Here is a 19,557-nt window from a genome sequence, read left to right as displayed (position 1 = left end):
TGGAGAACTCCCATGTCCACCTGGCCCGTGTACACCGCTGCGGAAGAGCCGCACGACGGCGTGTCCAGTCTTCCCCTCCCCCCTCCCTGGCGGGCCTTCGACGGTGGGCCGACAGTGACTCTGCCGCTGCAGGGGGACGACTCCGCGTCCCCCGACCGGAAGCACCGGGCCAGCACCTACCAGGCCACCCAGGAGAGCATCGAACTGGTCAACGCGGCGCTGGTCCTGCGCAGGCCGCTGCTGATCACCGGCCCGCCCGGCAGCGGCAAGTCCTCCCTGCCCTATGCCGTCGCCAGGGAGTTGAAACTGGGCCCGGTACTGCGCTGGAACATCACCAGCCGTAGCACCCTCCAGGACGGCCTGTACCAATACGACCCGATGGCCCGGCTCCATGCCGCGAGCAAGGGCGCGTGGCGCGAGCGGTCGAAGGAGCCGGGCGATGGGGACCCCGCTGGCGACGGCATCGAGGACCATCTGCGGCTCGGTCCCCTCGGGACCGCCCTGCTGCCCTACGAGCGGCCCCGCGTGTTGCTCATCGACGAGATCGACAAGAGCGACCTCGACCTGCCGAACGACCTGCTCAACGTTCTGGAGGAGGGGCAGTACGAGATCCCGGAGCTGGTCCGTGCCGCCCGGCACACGCCCACGGCGCGGCTGATGGTCTCCGGCAGCGAGGACCGCGTCACCGTTGACCGCGGGAGCGTCCGCTGCCGCGCGTTCCCCTTCATCGTGCTGACCAGCAACGGCGAGAGGGAGTTCCCGCCCGCATTCCTGCGCCGATGTGTGCGCCTGCACCTGCGCAGGCCCGAGCCGGACCACCTGGAAGCGATCGTGCGGGCGCATCTCGGTGAGCCGGACGAAGAGATGAAGCGGATGATCGCGACGTTCCTGGAGCGCAGCAGTACGGGTGAGCTGGCCACCGACCAGCTGCTCAACGTCATCTACGTCTCGAGGGTGCCCGGTCTGGACGCCCGGTCCCGCGAGGCGTTGGCCGCCAGCCTCATGGCCCATCTCGGCCCGGCAACGGAGTTCCATGACTTCTGATCCGGCTCAGCCGTCGTCCCCGTCCGAACTGAGGCGTCTCCTCGAGGTCCTCGACCGGGCGGGAGGGCACGGCGCGACCCCGACGGAGCTCGCCGAACTGATCTGGCTGGCGCGCCACAGGGGCACGCCCGAACACGTCGCGCAGGTGGGCTCAGAGGAGCCTGTGCGCGAAGGATCCGCCTCCGCACGTGGTGAAGCCCCGGAGTCCGCGGTTCCCGGAGATGGTCAGGAGCCGCCGCAGGAGCCGGGCCGTCCGGGCCTCCCGCTGTCGCACCGGTCCGACACCGAGCCGTCGGACGATGGCCCGTACGCGTCGCTGCTGGCCCCGCTGCCGCCCATGCTGGCGCACCCGCTCCCGCTCCAGCGGGCCCTTCGCCCCCTGCGCCGCCGGGTGCCGTCACGTCTGGAGACGGATCTAGACGAGAGGAACACCGCATACGGGATCGCCCGCCAGGGAGCATGGCCCGGTACCTGGTTGCCCGTACTGAGGGCGAGGCCCGAGCGGTGGCTCACCCTCTACCTCGTGTACGACGCGGGGCCGACGATGCCCATCTGGCGCCCGCTGCTCCAGGAGCTGCGCCGTGTCATCGGTCAGACGGGTGCGTTCCGGGGGGTCCAGCTCTTGGAACTGACTCGGCACGGGCGGCTGCGCCAGTCCCCCGGAGGACGGCCGGCCGTTCTGCCTCCACGCGACGGCCGTGCCGTGGCCCTCATCCTCAGCGACTGCAGCGGTCCCGCCTGGTACGCCGGGAGCGAGGCGGCCGCGGACTGGTACCGGACGCTTGGACGCTGGTCGCGCACGATGCCCGTGGCGGTCGTCCAGCCCCTCCCGGAACGGCTCTGGCGGCGTACCGCCCTCCCCGGCTCTGCTGGTCTGCTGACGGCCCGCGGTCTGGCCGCTCCCAACTCCGGCCTGCGGTTCGCGCCGTACGACGGGCCCGGGGAGGGGCGGCCCGCCGGGGCGTCGCTGCCGCTACCACTGCTGGAACCCTCCGCTCGATGGTTCGCGCACTGGGCGCGGCTCGTGGCGGGGCCACCGGGTACTACGGTGCCGGGGGTTGTCGCCACGCTGCCGACCGCCTCTTCGGCGGTCCCGCTCGACCTTGGAGCGAGTAGTCCCCAGGACCTTTCACCGGAGGAACAGGTCCTCAACTTCCATGCCCACGCCTCGCCGCAGGCCCTGCGGCTCGCCGCGCATCTGGCGGTGGGGGAGGAGCCGGGCCTCCCCATGATGCGGCTGGTCCAGGCTGCCACTGAAGCGAGGCCGGAGCCGCAGCACTTGGCCGAGGTGATCCTCAGCGGCCTCGTCACGACGGACCACGGGACGCATTCCGCATCGGGCCGGTACACGTTCCGTCCAGGGGTGCGTGAGGTGTTGCTCCGCACGCTGCCCCGCTCGACGGCCGCACGCATAGACACCGTCATCCGGCACCATGCGGGTTCCCGGCCGGGGGAGCTGCCCGTCGCCGTGTCGGCCGAGGACGCCGGAGGGGCACGAGGCCGAGGCCGCCCGCACGGGGAGCCCCTGGCAGTGGTGACCGAGGAGACCGTGCAAAGGCTGGGCCGCGGCCCGGACACACCTGCTGACGGGCCGGGCGCAACCGTGGGCAGGCGCTACCGACTGGTCCAACGGCAGCACTCCCGAGCGGCCTTCGACATCTGGCGGGCCACGGACAATCAACTCGACAAGGACGTGGTCCTCAAGCTCTTCCGCGTACGGATGGCGAGCCAGGCCGGTCGGCAGCGGTTCCTCGCTGACGCGGAGCGGCTGGCCGCACTCGGCATCCGGGGGCTGGTACGGATCGGCGACTTCGGTTTCCATGACGATCGTCCATTCCTCGTGACGGATCCGGTCGAGGGGGAGGACTTCGGGCAGCTGCTGCGGTCCGCCCCCGGCAACATGACCCTGGAGGCGATCACGGCGATCGGGGGGCAGATCGCCGGGACGCTCAAAGAGCTGCACCTGAACGGCCTGCTTCACTTGGATCTCAGCCCGGCCGCGCTGGTGGTACGCCCCGACGGGCGGGTACTCGTCACCGATCCCGGACTGGGTGTCCACGGCTTGGTGAGCAACGGGCATGGCGGATTCCAGCGAACCGTCCGTGATCTGGACGCCCCCTCGTCCCCTTGCGGGTCGCCCGAGCAGTTGTTCGGCCCGGGAGCCGACCACCGCAGCGATCTCTACTCGCTCGGCTGCCTGCTCTACGCGATGGCCACAGGTGCCCCGCCCGCCCTGGGGGCCCGCGTCCTGCGCAACGCGTGGATGCACGGACCCCCGCACCCCCACCCGAGATTTCGTTCAGGATTCTCTCCCGAGTTCGATGCGCTCGTCGGCGAACTCCTCGCCGCCGATCCCAAGTACCGGCCGCCCCGGGCGGACGACGTGCTGGACCGGCTCATGGGCATGGGTGCGGGCGACGCGCAGCTCACCGCGGTCGCTGATGCCGTCCTGGCCATGGACCCTCATGGCATCCGAATGGGGCGCCTCCTGCGGGACGCCATCGACGCCGTCCTCGACGGTCCTCGGACCGGTCGCTACGACTGGAAGACCCTCTTCAAGACGGAGAAGACGTACTTCGGAACTCAGGTGGAGATCTCCATTCAGCGTGAGTTCGAGTTTCCGGACGGTACGGCAATGGACTACCGGATCGCCGGTGTGGACGTGGACTGCAAGTACTCGCAGCAGTTCGGCGGCTGGATGTTCCCGCCCGAGGCGACAGGGCACCTCTGCCTGCTGGTCTGGGCCGACGATCACCAGGGCCGCTGGAGCGCCGGCTTGGTGCGCATCAGGGAGGAGTGGCGCAACGCAGCCAGCAACCGGGACCTGAAGTTCACGATCAAGGCGGAACACCGAGACAAGATCTTCTGGCTCTGGCACCAGGCGGAGCTCCCGGAGAACATCCTGCTGCACATGTCCGACGCCGACCGTGAGGCGGTCCTCGGGAAGACTTCCGGCCAGGACCGGCTCAATGAACTCTTCCGGCGCGTCCAGCAGCGTCGGATCGGACGAAACACGGTCCGCAGTGTGGTCCGGCAGAAGGACTACATGAAGCGCGTCCGGGGCAACGGCGGCTCCCGCTCCGTACTCCGGAGCGAGGGGGTCATCATCATGGGCGACTACCGAGCACACCAGGACATCGCCCGACAGCTCGGCCTCCCCGTCCCGCAGAAGGGCGAGTTCGTCAGCGCCCGGGTCGTACCGGCGGTACCGGGCAGCGGCAAGCCCGCCGCGGCGATGGACGGCGGCCTGTGGTCTCTGGCCTCCCCGGGAGACGATGTGGTCACCGCGCCGATACTCCCCTCCACATCTGCAAGTGGCGGCGCATAGTACGGCAGCCAATGCCTATGGGGGGCAAGGGTCGCAGGTTCAAATCCTGTCGTCCCGAATTTGCTTCACGCAGGTCGGAGGCCTTTCTCTCATTGAATTAGAGGGCGGCTCGCAGTGTGGTCGCACGCCCGGTTCGGGGCTGGTTCGCCACGGTGCTGAACGCGGGCGGGGCGGGGGGAGTGGAGCCGGTGGAGGGCTTCGCGGAGGCGCTGGATATGGTCGCGTGGTGGTCGCAGCCACGCAGGGCGGTCTGTACGCGTGTTGGTCTTCTCGGCTCTGGTCGGCGTGTGGTCGATGGTGTCGACGGCGGCGCGTTTCATGCTGGACGAGTTCGCAGTAGTCAGCGTTGTGTACCGGACATACGCGGCTGCTCACCAGGCGGGTGACTTCGACGCAGTCGTCGGCTTCGTCTGCAAGGAGGTGGGCGATAGGTGGTAGCTTGCGCCGCTCTGAGCGGCTCACGGAGTGCAGGTGCCGGAACCGATGAACTGGCGGCCATTGGTGTACGCGTTGAGGACGGCGACGGTCCAGCGCGTGTACTTCCAGCTCTTGTTGGTGTTGAACTCCTCCATGAGTTTGCGGCAGAGGGCCTCCTCGACGGCGCCTTTGAGGTTGGACTGAGCGGCGCGGCTGGCAAAACGGTTGTTGGGGTCGTCGGTCCATATGTATGCGGCGTTTTCGACGGGATCGAAGCCCAGACTGATGCCGTCGTGTGTGCTGAGGGGGCTTCGTTCGTCTTTGGCGTGTTGGCGTTCCAGGTGGCGGTGACGGCTTTGACCGTGGCGTCCGCGATGCGGATCTCTACCTTGTCGCTGCTGGGGAGTTCCGCAGTTGCCATGCCGGATTCGTCGCCGTGCCATTGGCCGGCGAGTTCGCTGAAGCAGCCCTTGGTGGCCTCTCCGTAGCCGAGCGCGGCTGCCTCGGTGTCACCGTCGGATGTCTTCCAGTGGATGGAGAAGCGGCCATAGGGCCAGGTGGTGGGGTTGTCCTTGAGCCGGTGGGCGAGGACGGTGCAGGCGGCCACGTGCCCGGCCCGGCGGAATACCTCCTGGTAGTTCTCGGGAAGCTGTGGGACCGGTCCGCCGGTCACGATCACTGTCTGCGCGCGCAGGTTGAACGTGATCGTGGGCTTCATGAAGTCCATGTCCTTGGTGGCCAGCATGGATGTCATGTGGTCGCGGATCGCCTGCTCGGCGTCCTGTTCCTGGGGAGTGCTGGCGCGCGTGCTGGTCCGCCATGTGTCGGGGTGCGGCTGGGACTCGTCACCGGCCCGGGTGTAGGCGGGGTTGGGTACTCCTGCAAGTGGATCCATGGGGACCTTGATGGTTCGTGGATCGACCGGAGGCGTGGTCCTGACTTCGCCCGTGGTGGCGGAAGCCGTGGCTGCGGCAGGTCTGCCGGAGGGCGCTGCAGAGCTGACCGTGCCCTTTGAGTTGGCGTCCGGGTCAACCAGGCCCTTGGAGTCGAAGACCACGATGCCGCCCGCGACGGCAGCGCCGGCGGTCGCCGCGGCAACGAGGACGATGAGCGTGCGCTTGCGGGCCGCCACGGCAGGAGCCTGCCAGGCGGGGTCCTCCGCGCCGGGCACGTGCCATTCGGTGGCCACGAAGTCGCGGACCGTGGTCGGTTCCAGCCCCGCGTCGGCGGTAAGGACCTGGGTTGCCTGAGCGGAGAGGAGGCGGGCGCACTCCTCCGCTGCCGAGTAGGAGGTGATCCGCTCGCCGGGGTCTTTCGTGAGTGCTTTCTCCACGGTTCCGCGCAGTCCCTCGGGGAGGCCGTCGAGGTCGGGTTCGGCGGACATGATGCGGTAGGCGACCACGTCGGGGGAGCCTGTGCCGAACGGCAGGCGGCCGGTGGCGGCGTATGCGACGAGAGCTCCCCAGGCGAACAGGTCGCCTTCGGGGCCGGCGGTGCCGGTGCGGTAGTGCTCGGGGCTGATCCATCCAGGGGTGCCGGTCATCACGCCGGTTCGGGTGACGGACGTGCCGTCCGCGGCGTGGGCGATGCCGAAGTCCAGTACGCGGGGCCCGGCGGGGTTGAGGATGACGTTCTGCGGTTTGACGTCCCGGTGGACGACACCGGCGGCGTGGATGGCCGTGAGGGCCTGGGCGGTGCCAGTGGCGAAGGCGTACAGGGTGCCGCCGGTGAGCGGACCGTGGGCGGTCAGGTGCTGGTTGAGGGTCAGGCCCGGGATGTAGGTGGTGGCCAGCCACGGGGTCTCGGCGTCGGGGTCGGCCGAGAGCAGGGGTACGAGGCACGGCCCTTGGACGCGGGCGGAGAGCTGGACTTCACGGCGAAAGCGGGCGCGGAACTCGGGGTCCTCGGCCTGCGCGGCGTTGACGACCTTGACGGCGACCCGCAGTCCAATCGGATCGAGGCCCGCGTGAACCGTACCCATGCCGCCCGAGCCAAGGCGGCCGATGATCCGGTAAGGGCCGACCCGCCTAGGGTCACCAGAACGAGCAGGCTGCACCCGCCCGCCAGCGCGAGCACTGCTCACAGGGCGTCCGTTCCTCTTCTGCGATGGAGCGCGATGAGGCTGGACGCACCCATCAGAAGAGCCCCCCAAGCCTGGAAACTGGATGGTATCTGCAGACCGCCGCAACGAGGGGTGGCAGCTCGAGGATTGGTCAAGGCGGCTACGCCTGGCGGTGGTCGACAGGGAGGGCCACAGGGTCTTGGAGGCGACGGTGAGGGGGGCCAGCGGTGATGGTGGCGGCCATGTGCCTCAGTTCGTGAACCGTCACCCGCGGTACACCGGCAGCACGGGCTGGCGTCCAGGGCTGCCGGACGGGCTACGAGTTCCTTGGCGCGGTTGAGGACACTGGCTCAAAGGTCCGGCATTGTGCGTGGTGACCTGGTGCTCTCGCCGTTCATCTACGCCGACGGCAGACCTATGGCCCCTGCGGAGGCCGGCCCAGTTTCGAAGGCGTGGAAGGTGGCCAGGGGGAGGCCGTGCGTGGTCAAGGTCGACGGAACCCTGGTCAAGCTGCCCGTCGCCCTCCGGGCTGATCTTTGGCCCACCACAGGAACGCGGCGGCGTGCTGTCGGTTGGCGAAGCCCTCGCCGGCGAGGTCGAGAAGGAGGTCGTTGCTCCACAGGATGAGCCGGCCGCGGGTCCAGTTCACCGACTCGGGGGACGGCAGCTCCAGGCCGTAGACCATCCGCGCGATCTCGCGTTTGCCGCCGGCCTCGGTCGTGTATTTCAGGATCGTCAGGAAGCGGTCGGGGTACGTCACGCAGAGGACCCTCGTGAGGAGGGCTTCCTTGAAGCCGGTCATGGCGAACGGCTTGGTGCCGGACAGCAGGTGCTCAAGCCGGTCTTCGAGCGGCACGTCGGAAGGTCCGTGCAGGAGGTACTCGATCGTCTGACGGGTCGCCTGCCCAGCCGCGGTGTCGCCCATGTCGTTCCACGCGGAGTTGAAGGTGGCCTGATTGCCGGGGCGGGCTCCGACCTCGGAGTTGGCGAAGTCCTTGAGGGTTCTGGGGTCGCAGGTCCACAGCCCGTCGGGGGAGAAGACCTGCTGGTACTTCGACCAGTAGGCTGCCACGTCGGGGTCGAGGGCCGGTTTGACAGCGAGGTACTGCTCCTTCAGCCGGGTCACGCGCTCCAACTGCTCACGATCGACATCCTCGGCGTTCGGGAAACGGGTCTTGAGGTCTTGGAAGGAGCGGAGCGGGTCCCTATGCGGGACGGTGGGCTCCCTGTGCTCCCATTCGTAACCGCACCGGTGCTTCACGAGCCGACGTCCGCCGTCGAACGTGCGGACCACCACGATGTCCTCATCGTCGCTGCACAGTGGACACATGGCCAATGTCATAGCAACCCCCGCTTCGTCGGTGCTTGTGCCCCAGTTTGAGCCAATGCACTCTCCGGCCAAGAGCCGCATTCTCGCATTCAGACAGGGCAGGCGGGGTGCGGTCTCCGGCATGCCGGCGGATCTCGACTTAACTGGCCTGGAGGGCAACTCCGCGCCGCAACGCCTGGTGTCCGGTTCGTGCAACGAGGTGGCAGCGTACGGCGCGTGGGCTTCGGAGGACACCTTGGTGGCGAAGCCGAAACCGACGCAGTACGCGGCGCCGATCAGTCGGTCAGCCGGCACACCCGGTCGTCGTCCGTCACCTCGTAGACGTCGATGTGCAGGAGCTGTCGGACGTGGGCCGCGACGCGTGCGGCGGCCTTGAGGGAGGAGGACGGCACGACGAGGGCGTAGCGCGTGTGCGGGTCCTGGCTCGTCATGCGGCGCAGCAGTTGGCCATAGGCGATGTCGGCGTCGATGCCTTTCTCACTGGTGCGGCCCTTGGCCTCGCAGATCACCCGTTCCCGGCCGCGTACGGCTTCGAGGTCGGTCCACCGGTCCGTGGGATCGATGGGTGTCCAGCCTTCGGCCAGTAGCCAGGTGCGGAAGGTGTCGGTGACCCGGTCCTCGTCACTGGCGCGGGCCAGGATCTTCTTCAGTGCCGCCAGGTCGGCCGCTTCGTTGCGGCGCAGTCGTCCGCGGCCGTCCGCATCCAGGTCGGCGGGGCGGATGAGGACCAGGCGCAGCCCGTGCGCGGGGATCTGCTCATCGCGCCGGGCGTCGTACAGGGCGCGCTGCTCGCCGCGGTGGACACCGCTGACGGTGAGGCGGTTCGGCTTGTCAAAGTGAGGCATCGGCTGGTCGTGCTGCAGTTCGCGGTACTCGATCACCAGCTGATGGCCCGGCCAGAAGGCGTCGACCGGCAGTTGGACTCGTCGGCCGCCTGATCCGGGATCTCCGAGCAGCCAGTCGAACCTGTGCTGCGGCAGGGCGTTCTCCCCGAGGATCCGCTCGCACAACCCAACGACGTACGCCTCATCGCTGCCATCTCTCGTTGCCATGACCGGGCATCCTGCCACCCCCTCCATGGACCAGCAGCACCGGGCTGGCGAACCCCAGCCTCGCCGCGCAGAAGACCGGCAACGACAAAGAGGCCGACTTGGCGGTCAACGCCCTGGCCCAGTCCGGTTCCCGAGCGAACGGCCGGGTCGGCGGAGGGCACTCCCGTCAGTCGAGGCGGAGGGCCTGGCGACCATCGAGCGCCTGGGGCGACTCCTGGCGTTGGCGTGAGATCGGCAGCGACCTGCGGCGTCGAGCCGAACTGAAGCGGGCCCGCTGGGGGTCAAGGGGTCGCAGGTTCAAATCCTGTCGTCCCGACCATGCTTTATGCAGGTCGGAGGCCGTTCTCTCGCATATGAGAGGACGGCCTTTTCCATGCCCGGAATGCTGGTGGTCGCAGTGTGGTCGCACGCCCGCTTCGGGGTTGGTCGGCGGTGGGGTGGAAGCCGGTCGGGGCGGGGGAGCGGAGCTGGTTGAGGGCTTCGCGGAGGTGCTGGATGTGGTCGCGTGGTGGTCGCAGCCACGCCGCACGGCCCGTTTGGTGGCTGGCCTTCTCGGCTCCGGTGAGCGTGTGGTCGATGGTGTCGACGGCTTCTCGGGCTGCCTGCTGGGTGAGGTGGCTGTAGATGTTCGCGGTGGTCGACAGGGTGGAGTGCCGCAGCGTCTTGGAGACCACGGTCAGCGGCACGCCCGCGGTGATGGTGATGGTGGCGGCCAGATGGCGCAGGTCGTGCACCGTGATCCTGGGGACGCCGGCTTCGGCGGACAGTCGGCGAAGCTGGTCGAGGACCCGGTGTGGTCCGAGCGGTCGGCCGTCGGGTCGACAGAAGACGAGTCCAGCGAACGGGTCGTCAGGATCGCCGCAGGTGCAGGACGTTGTTCGTGCACGGTGCCGGAGGGCGGTGGCGACGCGGGGTGAGATGGCGACCCAGCCGCGGCTGGATCGGGTCTTCGGCGTGGTGATGACGAGGCGGCTGTTGTCGATGGCTGAGAGGGTGCAGCGGACGTAGAGGACGCCTTCCGACAAGTGGACGTCGTCCCAGTGCAGGCCGAGAGCTTCCCCCTTGCGCAGGCCGGTGCCGATGAGGAACTCGAACAGGTCGGCCATCTCGGGGTCGGCCTGGTGGCAGTACACGAGGAAGCGGGCGGCTTCCTCCGCGGTCCAGATCCTCCGTTCTGGCGACGGTGGTCGCGGTAGGACGGGGGGACTGGCAGGGTTGCGTGGGAGGCGGTGTTGCCGGACCGCGTCGCCGAGGGCGCTGGAGAGGGTGGCCAGGCACCGGTAGAGGGTGGTCCGGCCGCGGCCAGCGGCGAGCTGGCTGGTGACGAAGGCCGAGACGTGCCGGTGGGCGAGGTGGTCGAGCTTGAGGGTGCCGAACGCGGGGATGAGGTCGTTGCGGACGTAGTCGCGATACCGGGCCATCGTCGTCGGCTTCAGCACGAGAGCCTTTGCCGCCAGCCAGGAGTCTAGGTAGGCGGCGACGGTCTGGTTGGGGTCCGCGTCGAATCCTCCGGCCTCGCCTTCGAGGAACTGGTGGAGCGCGGTCTCAGCGGCGTCGTGGTCGACGAAGCCGCCCCGGCGGATGGTCGTCCGCCGACGGGCTGGGCTGGGGACGTCGACGGCGAAGGTCCAGGTGCCGTGCTCACTGTTGGTGAGCAGGTGAGGGCAGTGTGCGCCGAGCTGATGGCGGTGGGGGTCCCTGCAGCCGCAGCGGCGGTAGACACGTCCGCGGCCGACGGTGGTAGGCATGGGGATCGCCTCCTAGAGTCGGAGGTGGTGGTGACCCTCTCAGCATGCGATCACCTGCGATCACCCTGCCCACGAGGTGGGCCGTGACCTGTGGGTTTCCCTTGTCGGTGCGCCAAGGGCCTCCGATCCGAAGACCCCTCCCGCTGCTGCAGGAAGCCCGGTGCTGTGAGGCTTCCGCTCGCCTCCTTGGCTCCCTTGGATCAGGATATGCTGGCATATGACCATACGTCCGACGGGAGTTCGTGTCTAAGCTTCCACAGGATGGACATTGGCTTGCTGCCTTTATGTTCGACGTACTCGGCTGGCCCGAGTAGTGTCCATGGCTGGACGCTTCCGATGTCGCTGCCCTTGGACTCACGGACGAAGAGCAGCACGTGGGTACCCATCTCGATGTGGGTCCGGTACCGGATTCCTGTGGGTGAGGTCTCAGATGTCCGATTCTGGGACTCCCAATGGAAGAGTGACTTGCTCAACGCGTAGTCGTGTAGACGGGTCTGGGGTGAGAAATCCACCTCTTCTTTCTCCATTGTGATGAACAATGCGTCAATTTTAAGAGATTCGCACCACTTTACGCCTTCGCGGAACTCGGCAGGCAAAAGACCGCCGATCTCGGCCTGTCCGAGCGCGGACAAGGCCTCCTCCCGCGTGTACGAGGCATGGATGGTCAGGGGGGCAATGAGATCGCCGCCGATTTTGGGCATAGGTATCGGGACGCGCGCGGCATTGTCTCGATTGTGCGCCAATATCTGGCGCAGCTCGCTCCGTACCGCCTGATGGCGATGCAGTGTAGTGAATCCCTCTTCGTAGCTGGAGAAATCCCCACGCGCCGGACCTCCGAAAGGCCAGAGCTGGAAGAACAGCATGCGGGCGTATACTTGGCCCCGCTCGTCAAGATCGCTGTAGAGGGGAGCGCCGTCCTCCAGCATGAGGGTGTAGGCCTTTACACGCTCCGGGTCGTCCACATGGAGAAACGAACGCACCCGTCTGAGCAGTGCCGTCTCACCTTCGGGAGCGTTGCCGTCGAGCACACCGGCACGTCGCAGGAGCCTGGTCCATGTGCCGTCACCGTGGTAGAGATCGTTGAGTTCCCGCCCGCTCTCCTGCAGGTATCGCCTCAGGTCATGCTCTCCGTACTGGGCAACCTCGCGGGCCGTGTCGGCGACGCTGCCCCGCATTTGCTCCCTGAGGTTGTCGATGACCAGAGCCCTGGCCATCTCGTCAAGGGCGATCATTGAGCCGCTGGGGAGGCGGGGGAAGTCGTGCTCGATGTGATCCAGCAGCCGCTTGCCCGCCAGATTCGTCATGGCCCGGAATTGGTTGCCGAGGCGGAACTCCTTTCGGTGGTGACCGATGAAGTCGAGCACGGTCAGTACGCGCTTGCCCGGGGAGAGGGCGAGGCCAACCCCCAGCTGTTGCTGGAAGCGCGTGCCGCTCGACGTTGGGCGCAGCAGGAGCAGTGTGTCGACCTCAGGGACGCGGAGGCCTTCGCCAAGCCGATCGACGCAGAACAGGGCCTGCAGGTCGCCGTTCCTGAGAGAGGAGAGTGCCTTCTGGCGCTCTGCACGGGGACTCGCCGCCGAAAGAGCCATGGCGTGGAAGCCGGCCTCATGGAAGTACTGAGCCATGAATTCTGCGTGTGCTACGGACGTGCAGAAGCCCACGGCCCGCATGGCCCTCACGTCGGGAATGTTGTCCCGTACGGCCTTGACGACCAGGCGTGCTCGTGCGTCGTTGCCAGCCAGCAAGGCGTTCAGCGAAGCCAGGTCGTACCTTCCTTGCTGCCAGTCCAGGGCTCGGAAGTCGGTGCCGTCTGCGACGCCAAAGTAGTGGAGGGGAACCAGGAGGCCAGTCGCCAACGCGTCCTGGAGACGCAGCTCCGCAGCAATACGACCGTCGAAGAACGCGTCGTGGACGCTCAGGCCGTCCAGACGCTCGGGAGCCGACGAGAGGCCGAGCAACTCCAGCGGTACAAAGTGCTCCAGGATCTTCCGGTACGTCGGTGATCCGGCCCCGTGGAACTCGTCGATGACGATCACATCGAAGTGCTCGGGTGGCAGATCGTCCAAGATCCGACCGATGGACTGCACTGTGGCGAACAGATGATCCCAGTGTTGGGGAGCAGCCCTGCCGCCATGCAGAGGCTCTCCGAAATCTGCGGCCATGAGGACGTTTTGGAAGGTCCGGCGCGCCTGGTGCAGCGTTTCCTGTCTGTCTGCGATGAAGAGAAGGCGCAGGTCGGCCTGGTGCTGCTCGCACAGGTGCTTGTAGTCGAAGGCTGCCATGGTCGTCTTGCCGGTACCGGGAGCAGCGACGAGGAGGTTACGGTGCCGACCGTGGATCCCGCGTTCGGCGTTAAGACGATCAAGCATGTCACTCTGTGCGCTCCTCGGCAGGACTGCCCCGGCGATCCGGGGGCCGTCCAAAGCGAGTTCTACGTCCGGTACCGGTTCCGGGTGACTGTCAGAAATAGCTGGGGCAGGCGTCTGCTGGGAGGCGTCGTCCCTTTCGACATCGGGGGACTCGACCACGAGGTGGGCTTGTTCGTCAGAACCAGAGCGAGGCCCTGTGGACTCAAGTCCGAGGAGACGCGCCGTTGCCGCAGCTGCTTGTGCGATAGGCCGGAGCCCGGTAGGGAGTTTCTCCTGGCTCGTTGGTGAGTGAAGTGCGGCGCCGATACCGTGCGGAGCTTGAGGATGGGCCGCGAGATGGTCGGTGAGGGCGAAGTAGGCGTCCCACGCCTGGTCGCGACTCAGGAGCCCTCGCAGATGATGCGCTGCGGCCGGGTGGAATTGGTACACGATGTCCGAGTCTTCTTGCCGTGCAGCTATGAGCAGTCCGGCGGTGAGGAACTCTGCGGTGTCGGCCACGGAGGCTTCGGGGACCATGCGTTCACGCAGCACGTCGAGCACGGGGAGGGTGAACGCGTCGAGTGACGAGGCAGCCATTGCCAGTCGGACGGCGGGGGAGCGCGTGCTGTCCGTGAAGGCTACGGCCGCAGCTGTGACCTGCGAGTCGGTTGCTGTGGTGCCGGGCGGGGCGGTACTCGGTCGCGTACCCCGGTTCCGGGAGGGCACCCGCCCCGAAGCCGGAACGAGGACGGCCTCGCAGCCACTCGGGTCGGTGCGCATCACGGTGCGCGCCCAGGCGAGGACCTGGCGGGCGTCCAGCTGCAGCACGGGCAGTGCCTGCCAGGGCCGCGTCCCTGGGACGTCGTCGCGGAAGAGACGGGGGCGGCGGTAGGCGAGGAGCCGTCCGGGGGATGCCGGGATGGGGGCGGTTGCCGTTGTCCGGGGCAGATCGAGGCCCGAGCGTTGCCAGAGGCGTTTCGGCAGCGGGTTGATCAAGGCCACAGGGGCAGTTCGGCCCCACGCGTGCAACATTTGCCATAGGTCGTTCCGGCGCCAGGCGGGAGCGGCGCAGTCGGAAACGACGAGAAGGAGCCGGTGGGTCGGCTGGTTGTGGCGCGGGTCGGACGGGTCCATGGGAAGGGGCTGGCCACGGTGGTTGCGGAGTATGGGTGCGGCCTCCGGTGGGTGCTCGAGATGCCATACGCGGACGCTACGGAAGGCCGACAGGGTGCGCAGCACCTTGATGAGGGCGAGTGAGGTCTCGTCCCAGACCGCCATAGAGGTGCCACGGTCCACTACCACGACGACCTCCAGCCAGGGCTCCGCAGCAGGTGCGAGTTGGGGGACGAGCAAACCGGTTCGGGTGTAGTGGTCGACAGTGGCGCCCAGGTCGAGACGCTGGTCGATCCGAGACGGCCGCGGCCGGCGCAGCGGGCGTAGAGCACGGCCGATGTCGAGCGTGTTCGGCAGAGCCGCGGCGCGGCCGATGCTCACGGGTCGGCCAGGAATCGCATGGCTGCTGCTGCCGTCCCTCAGCCAGACCGAGGCGGCTCCGGGAGCCCCTGCGTCCGTACCGGCTTCGGGGGCCGCCGACAGGTCGTCAGCGGCGTCCCCGCTCCTCGGCTGGAGAGAGGCATCGGCGGATGCCCCTTCGGCGGCCGGAGGGGGATCGGTGGGGACGACGCCAGCCTGGCTGGTAGCTGATCTGGCGGCGGCGAGAAGAAGAGCATCGAGGGCCCCCGAGATGCCCCACTGCGCGTTGCCGCCGGTGTCACCCGGGTCGGTGAGGGCCAGGGCGGCCAGCAGCTGTGCGGCCAGGTTCTCAGCCACGCCCGAGCCCTTGGAACAGCAATTCCTGCAACTGCGTCCGCTGTCCGTCATCCTGGATTCGGCCGCCGCGCAGGAGGTGGACCGCGCTCAGCAGCTGGTCGACGGCGAGGTTCTCGCCGCGATTCAGCCTGTCGACAAAGGCGTTCACCAGGGCATGGGTGGTGTCTTCCTCGATCTTCTCCAGATGGGCCTCGACGATTTCGGTGAGGGCTGAAACCGTGAGCGTGGGCATGCTGAACCGCACACAGCGCCGGAGAAAGGGGGCGGGGAAGTCGCGCTCGCCGTTGCTCGTGAGCACGATCACCGGAAACTCCTGGCACTCCACCAGGCCGTTGTGGATGTCGTGCCTGATGCCCGGATCGGTGGTGCGCACGGTGACTCGGCTCCTCGAATGCCGGGCAAGTTCGGGAATCTCGAAGCGGCCGCGGTCCAGTACGTCGAGGAGGTCGCTCGGCAGGTCGAGATCGCTTTTGTCGATCTCGTCGATGAGCAGGGCACGCGGGCGATTGCCGGGCAGTAGGGCGGTACCGAGAGGGCCGAGTTGGACGAAATCCCCGATATCGTCGCGTGCGGCACGGGCGGCGCGGTGCGCAGCCCACCCGTTTCTGGAAGGGGTGGGGCGCTCGATGGCGCGGAGGTTGTAGGCGTGGATGCGGCCCAGGGCGTCGTAGCGGTAGAGCGCGTCGGTGAGGGTGCTGCGGGATGTGATGTGCCAGCGCAGCACATTCCCGAGTCCGAGCTCGGCGGAGATCTGCTCGATGACGGAGGACTTTCCGGAGCCGGCTGGCCCGGTCAGCAGCAGGGGCCGACGCAGATGGAGCGCGGTGTTGACCGCGTCAACCAATCCGGGGACAGGTCGGAATGTGTTCGCCGGGGAAGGGGACAGCGGTTCGTCCGCTGCGCAGTGGGCCTTGCCCGTCGGCGCACGCCACGGAGGCGGGGGAGGAAGCGTCTGAGGCTCCTCAGGGATGCTTCCCGTACCCGTGTAGTACGGAGTCCAGTTCATGCCTGCTCCTTCGGCGTCACGTCTTGTGGGGCGGCGACCGCCCGGCCAGCGCGTCTTTGGCAGAAGGCTTGCCAGTGTTCGTCGTGCCATGTCGTACGGATCTCGGCCAGATGGCCAGGGATATCGTCGCCGAGGCTGCTCTCGAGTCGCTTCTGGAAGGCACGGATGAGTTCCTTCGGCAGCGAGCGCCAGTGCTCTGCGACCGCATCCTGGAGCGCCTGCGTGTCGGAGACACCCCCACGCCGGGGCCAGACCAGTGCCGGGGTGTGGATGAGAAGTTCCTCCAGCATGAGGTCGAAGTCCTTCTCCGGCAGGGCGCTCACTGCCCATACGCAGTCGCCCATACGACGGCGGCCGAGCAACTCCTGCAGCGTCTCAAGACTGCTGAGATCGTCGCAGTCGAGCCATGACGGGCCGGCGGCCCGACCTTGGGCGTGCAACGAAGACAGCAACTGGCTGCCGGCGTGCAGCATGTCATCGAGGCGGATGCCGGGCGGGGGTGTCAACAGACCCGACCAGCGGGTCGTGACGTCGTAATCGACGCCCAGCATGCGTCGGCCGCGGACCACTCGCCACTCCTCCGGCGGAGGGTCCAGCAGCAGAGAAGTCGGGACCGACACATCGACCGGTACCTGCCACTCGCCCGCTGCCCCCAGCCAGGAGAGCGCCCACGCGAGGGCATCATCCAGGGCGGCCACGGGGGCGCCTGGGCCGGGCTCGCACGGGAACTCTGCGGTGTGTACCACGGCCGAGCCGAAGAGAAGCGATGCGTCCACACGGACGACGGCCTCGCCGCCGTCGTCGGCGACCACCAGGATCAGGCGGGGTGTTGCCCCACTCAGTTCGATCAGCCGAGTGTTCAGAGCGGTAGTGGCACCCGATTTGGCAGCCCAGGCAGTCAGCCGCCGCGGAAGGGTATCCCGTGGAATGACCAGGTGGGCTAGGGCAGCGACGAAATGCACCAGCGTCCAGCGCTGCCTTGAGGGGTCCTCGGCCGGTTGGTGAAGGACTGCGTGCTCCACCAGGTCACGCAGGGAAGGGCAGGGTACCTGGACCACCACATCCAGCGGAAATCCGGCGCGGGCTGCCGCCTTGCGCAGCAAGTCGTTGGTCAGAGCACTGCCGAAGGTCTCCTCGAGGACGGCGAGGGCGGAAGCACAGAATGCCAGATCGCGCTGGAACTCCAGGATGCGTTGAACGGCGGGGTGGCCAAGATGTTCCTGCCCCAGTCCGCCGAGCCAGTCCGCGAGCTGTTCGCTGCTGTTGATGTCTTCCGCGCCTTTCAGCGGGCGCAGCAGCTTGTGCAACCTTTCGTATGCCACGGAACCGAGGGAGCCGACGGAGCGTCGCACGTTGGCTTGTACGTTATGGGCCAGCCACAGCGACTCACCGGGCATAGGAGCGCCGTTGAACATGAAGCCGCCGGGTTCCTGAGTACTGATACGGCTGCGCAGTTCCTTGATCAACTGATCGTCGACAGTCAAGAACTCTCCGGCATTTGGTACCCCGCTCTCCAGCAGCTCGGCGAGCTGGACACTCAGGTTCATGTCCCAAGCAGGCAGGTGAGCGGAGGCAGCGAAGAGAACGGACAGACTCAGGCTGCCCTGCTGGAGTCCGGCCGTCGCCGACTGTGGGCCCGGAAGCGCAGCGGCCGCGTGGCAGGTGTCGACGATGGCTATCAGACCACTGAGCCCGGGTTCGTTTGTCACCGTCCCGATCGCGGACGCCACGTCCAGCTGGTGGATCGCTCCGTCCCCCGTGCTGCCCGAGATGACGAAGTACAGCGGGCCACCGCAGCCGCCCATTCCATGGCCCAGCATCGCCAGGACAAGCGGGCCGCCGTCGTCCTTCGCCCGGCCGACTGCTGTGGCGAGAGCTTTCTCGACAGCTGGTTTGCCCAGAGCGGTGCCCACGAGCAGTGACCCCGTCTCGCCCTCACCGCGGTCGAGACAGGCACCAAGATCCGGGTCCACCAGGACCCGGTGGAGACTACGCGCCGCGTCTTCCAGATCTGGCAGTTCTTCCGCGCCTTTGCACTGGGCGCCGACCACCAGCACATGGCGGGGTACCGTTGCTGCGACAGGGCCCGTCACGGCAGAAGAGCCTCCACGATCAGCCCGGCAACCTCTGCGTGCTCCAGGTATTTGGTAGCTGTATGGGTCCAGACTCCACCGGACTTCACGGGCGCTGTCTCCGCCTTCACCCCTCGGCTGCTTGGCGCGATCCAGTCCGCCAGCCGCGGGCGTCCAACAATGACGTCGTTTCGGTCCCAGAAGTTGTGCCACGTCTGCACCTCGTCCGGGCAGGACGGCGGTTGTGGCACCAAACGCTGCAGGACCACGCCGCCGAGCGCGAGGGGGGAACCGAGCGTCACCCACAGAGCGACCGGGCCCTTGTACTCGTGCAGGGCTTCGTATGCCACGACGGTGCCCAGGGAGTGCGAGACGACGATGACCGGGCGGGCAGGATCCAGGCCCTCCAACACCCGGGAACGGATGGCGGAGCCCAGAGAGGCCTTGTCACCACGTCGGTTCAAGTAGAGCGCGACTTGGGAGAGATACAGCGCGAACGCTTGGCCATTCACCCACTGCGCGGTCTGGCGAAGGCCAGGCAGCTGGAGCAGCGTCGTGGTCACCCAGACCAGTCGCCGTGCGAACTCGCCCACGCCCTGCGCCTGGCTGCCGGATGAGAGCGCGTCGAGATGGTGCCGGGCCTGCACGATGACCCTGGCATCGGGCGTACCGGAATCCGGTGGAAACTGCTCGGCGAGCTCATCGAGCATGGCTTCCAACAGGTCGACGAGTGCCAGCTCGTCGAACCGGTCCGAACTGCCGCCCGGCACCCCTCCCTGGGCTCCTTTGGTGTTGAGTAGATCGCTGTAGTCGGCGAATCTCACATCAGCCAGCCAGCCTTGGGTGAGCGCGGAAACCAAGTCCGCCCGTCCGGCCGCCCGCACGCCGGTGGCCAATGCCCGGAGCCATTGCCGTAGTTCCATCTCTGCGTTCCGGAGCCCACCGATGCCGTGAATGAACACGAGTTGCGGATTTGCCGTCGTCACCACAAGCCTTCCCCCCGGGCCTACTGTACGAAGACCATCCTGCCCTGGGAGGAGCCAAGTACGGTACTTGAAGAGCCTCCAGCGAGCGCCATGTTGCTCAGCAGATGCTTGGTGCGACCAGCCGCGCGGTCCCCAGACCGCTGCGGAGAGGTGACCACGGTTGCGCTCGCGTAGGCGTCCGCGAACACGCCGCCACGGGGGCAGCCTCGCCCAGTGGACCGCGTACTTTTCCACCGGTGTTGCGCCCGAGACCGTGACCCATTTCCTGCTCGCCCTGGAGGACTGCCCGGATCCCGCCCGTGGCTACGCTGGCCCCGAGATGGTCCCGGACATC

10 protein-coding genes are annotated in these 19,557 nt (G+C 67.6%); 2 read left to right on the top strand and 8 right to left on the bottom strand.

The genetic code is table 11. The features are described 5' to 3' along the window. Positions 1-12 precede the first annotated feature (12 nt). The gene (locus ACZ4YL_RS00630; protein WP_468113058.1) at positions 13-1,044 is read left to right on the top strand and encodes an AAA family ATPase; all 1,032 of its coding nucleotides are present in this window, start codon (positions 13-15) and stop codon (positions 1,042-1,044) included. Continuing rightward, on the top strand, positions 1,034-4,372 hold the full coding sequence (locus tag ACZ4YL_RS00625; protein ID WP_468113057.1) for a NaeI family type II restriction endonuclease: 3,339 nt from the start codon (positions 1,034-1,036) through the stop codon (positions 4,370-4,372). Before ACZ4YL_RS00630 ends, ACZ4YL_RS00625 begins: the two co-directional genes overlap by 11 nt. Before the next feature lie 340 nt (positions 4,373-4,712). Here the strand turns inward: ACZ4YL_RS00625 and ACZ4YL_RS00620 are convergent, their stop codons facing one another. From ACZ4YL_RS00620 to ACZ4YL_RS00585, 8 genes are all read right to left on the bottom strand, one after another. Beyond that, on the bottom strand, positions 4,713-6,770 hold the full coding sequence (locus ACZ4YL_RS00620; RefSeq protein WP_468113056.1) for a serine/threonine-protein kinase: 2,058 nt from the start codon (positions 6,768-6,770) through the stop codon (positions 4,713-4,715). A 586-nt stretch (positions 6,771-7,356) separates the two neighbouring features. Continuing rightward, on the bottom strand, positions 7,357-8,148 hold the full coding sequence (locus tag ACZ4YL_RS00615) for a hypothetical protein (RefSeq protein WP_468113055.1): 792 nt from the start codon (positions 8,146-8,148) through the stop codon (positions 7,357-7,359). Positions 8,149-8,456: 308 nt separating this feature from the next. Continuing rightward, complete coding sequence (locus ACZ4YL_RS00610) at positions 8,457-9,233, bottom strand: hypothetical protein (RefSeq protein ID WP_468113054.1); 777 nt, start codon at positions 9,231-9,233, stop codon at positions 8,457-8,459. A gap of 323 nt (positions 9,234-9,556) precedes the next feature. Beyond that, positions 9,557-10,981: a tyrosine-type recombinase/integrase gene (locus ACZ4YL_RS00605; protein WP_468113053.1), complete on the bottom strand. Its 1,425-nt coding sequence runs from the start codon at positions 10,979-10,981 to the stop codon at positions 9,557-9,559. Between the two features lie 200 nt (positions 10,982-11,181). Continuing rightward, positions 11,182-15,159, bottom strand: a complete 3,978-nt coding sequence (locus tag ACZ4YL_RS00600) for a DUF3427 domain-containing protein (RefSeq protein ID WP_468113052.1) — start codon at positions 15,157-15,159, stop codon at positions 11,182-11,184. After that, positions 15,152-16,165, bottom strand: a complete 1,014-nt coding sequence (locus ACZ4YL_RS00595) for an AAA family ATPase (RefSeq protein ID WP_468113051.1) — start codon at positions 16,163-16,165, stop codon at positions 15,152-15,154. Before ACZ4YL_RS00595 ends, ACZ4YL_RS00600 begins: the two co-directional genes overlap by 8 nt. Beyond that, on the bottom strand, positions 16,162-18,258 hold the full coding sequence (locus ACZ4YL_RS00590) for a vWA-MoxR associated conflict system protein (protein ID WP_468113050.1): 2,097 nt from the start codon (positions 18,256-18,258) through the stop codon (positions 16,162-16,164). The genes ACZ4YL_RS00595 and ACZ4YL_RS00590 overlap by 4 nt, the downstream gene beginning before the upstream one ends. Then, positions 18,255-19,223 (bottom strand): lipase family protein, encoded by a 969-nt coding sequence (locus ACZ4YL_RS00585; protein WP_468113049.1) that lies wholly within the window; start codon positions 19,221-19,223, stop codon positions 18,255-18,257. Before ACZ4YL_RS00585 ends, ACZ4YL_RS00590 begins: the two co-directional genes overlap by 4 nt. Positions 19,224-19,557 lie beyond the last annotated feature (334 nt).

It is taken from the genome of Streptomyces sp. NPDC030021 (assembly GCF_055574035.1).
The sequence above is the reverse complement of the archived record's forward strand: the minus strand, read 5'-3'. Positions and strand labels throughout refer to the sequence as shown.

Coding starts and splice junctions, on each gene's coding strand:
- ACZ4YL_RS00630 (WP_468113058.1), top strand. CDS start 13: ATGTCCACCTGGCCCGTGTACACCGCTGCGGAAGAGCCGCACGACGGC.
- ACZ4YL_RS00625 (WP_468113057.1), top strand. CDS start 1,034: ATGACTTCTGATCCGGCTCAGCCGTCGTCCCCGTCCGAACTGAGGCGT.
- ACZ4YL_RS00620 (WP_468113056.1), bottom strand. CDS start 6,770: ATGGGTACGGTTCACGCGGGCCTCGATCCGATTGGACTGCGGGTCGCC.
- ACZ4YL_RS00610 (WP_468113054.1), bottom strand. CDS start 9,233: ATGGCAACGAGAGATGGCAGCGATGAGGCGTACGTCGTTGGGTTGTGC.
- ACZ4YL_RS00605 (WP_468113053.1), bottom strand. CDS start 10,981: ATGCCTACCACCGTCGGCCGCGGACGTGTCTACCGCCGCTGCGGCTGC.
- ACZ4YL_RS00595 (WP_468113051.1), bottom strand. CDS start 16,165: ATGAACTGGACTCCGTACTACACGGGTACGGGAAGCATCCCTGAGGAG.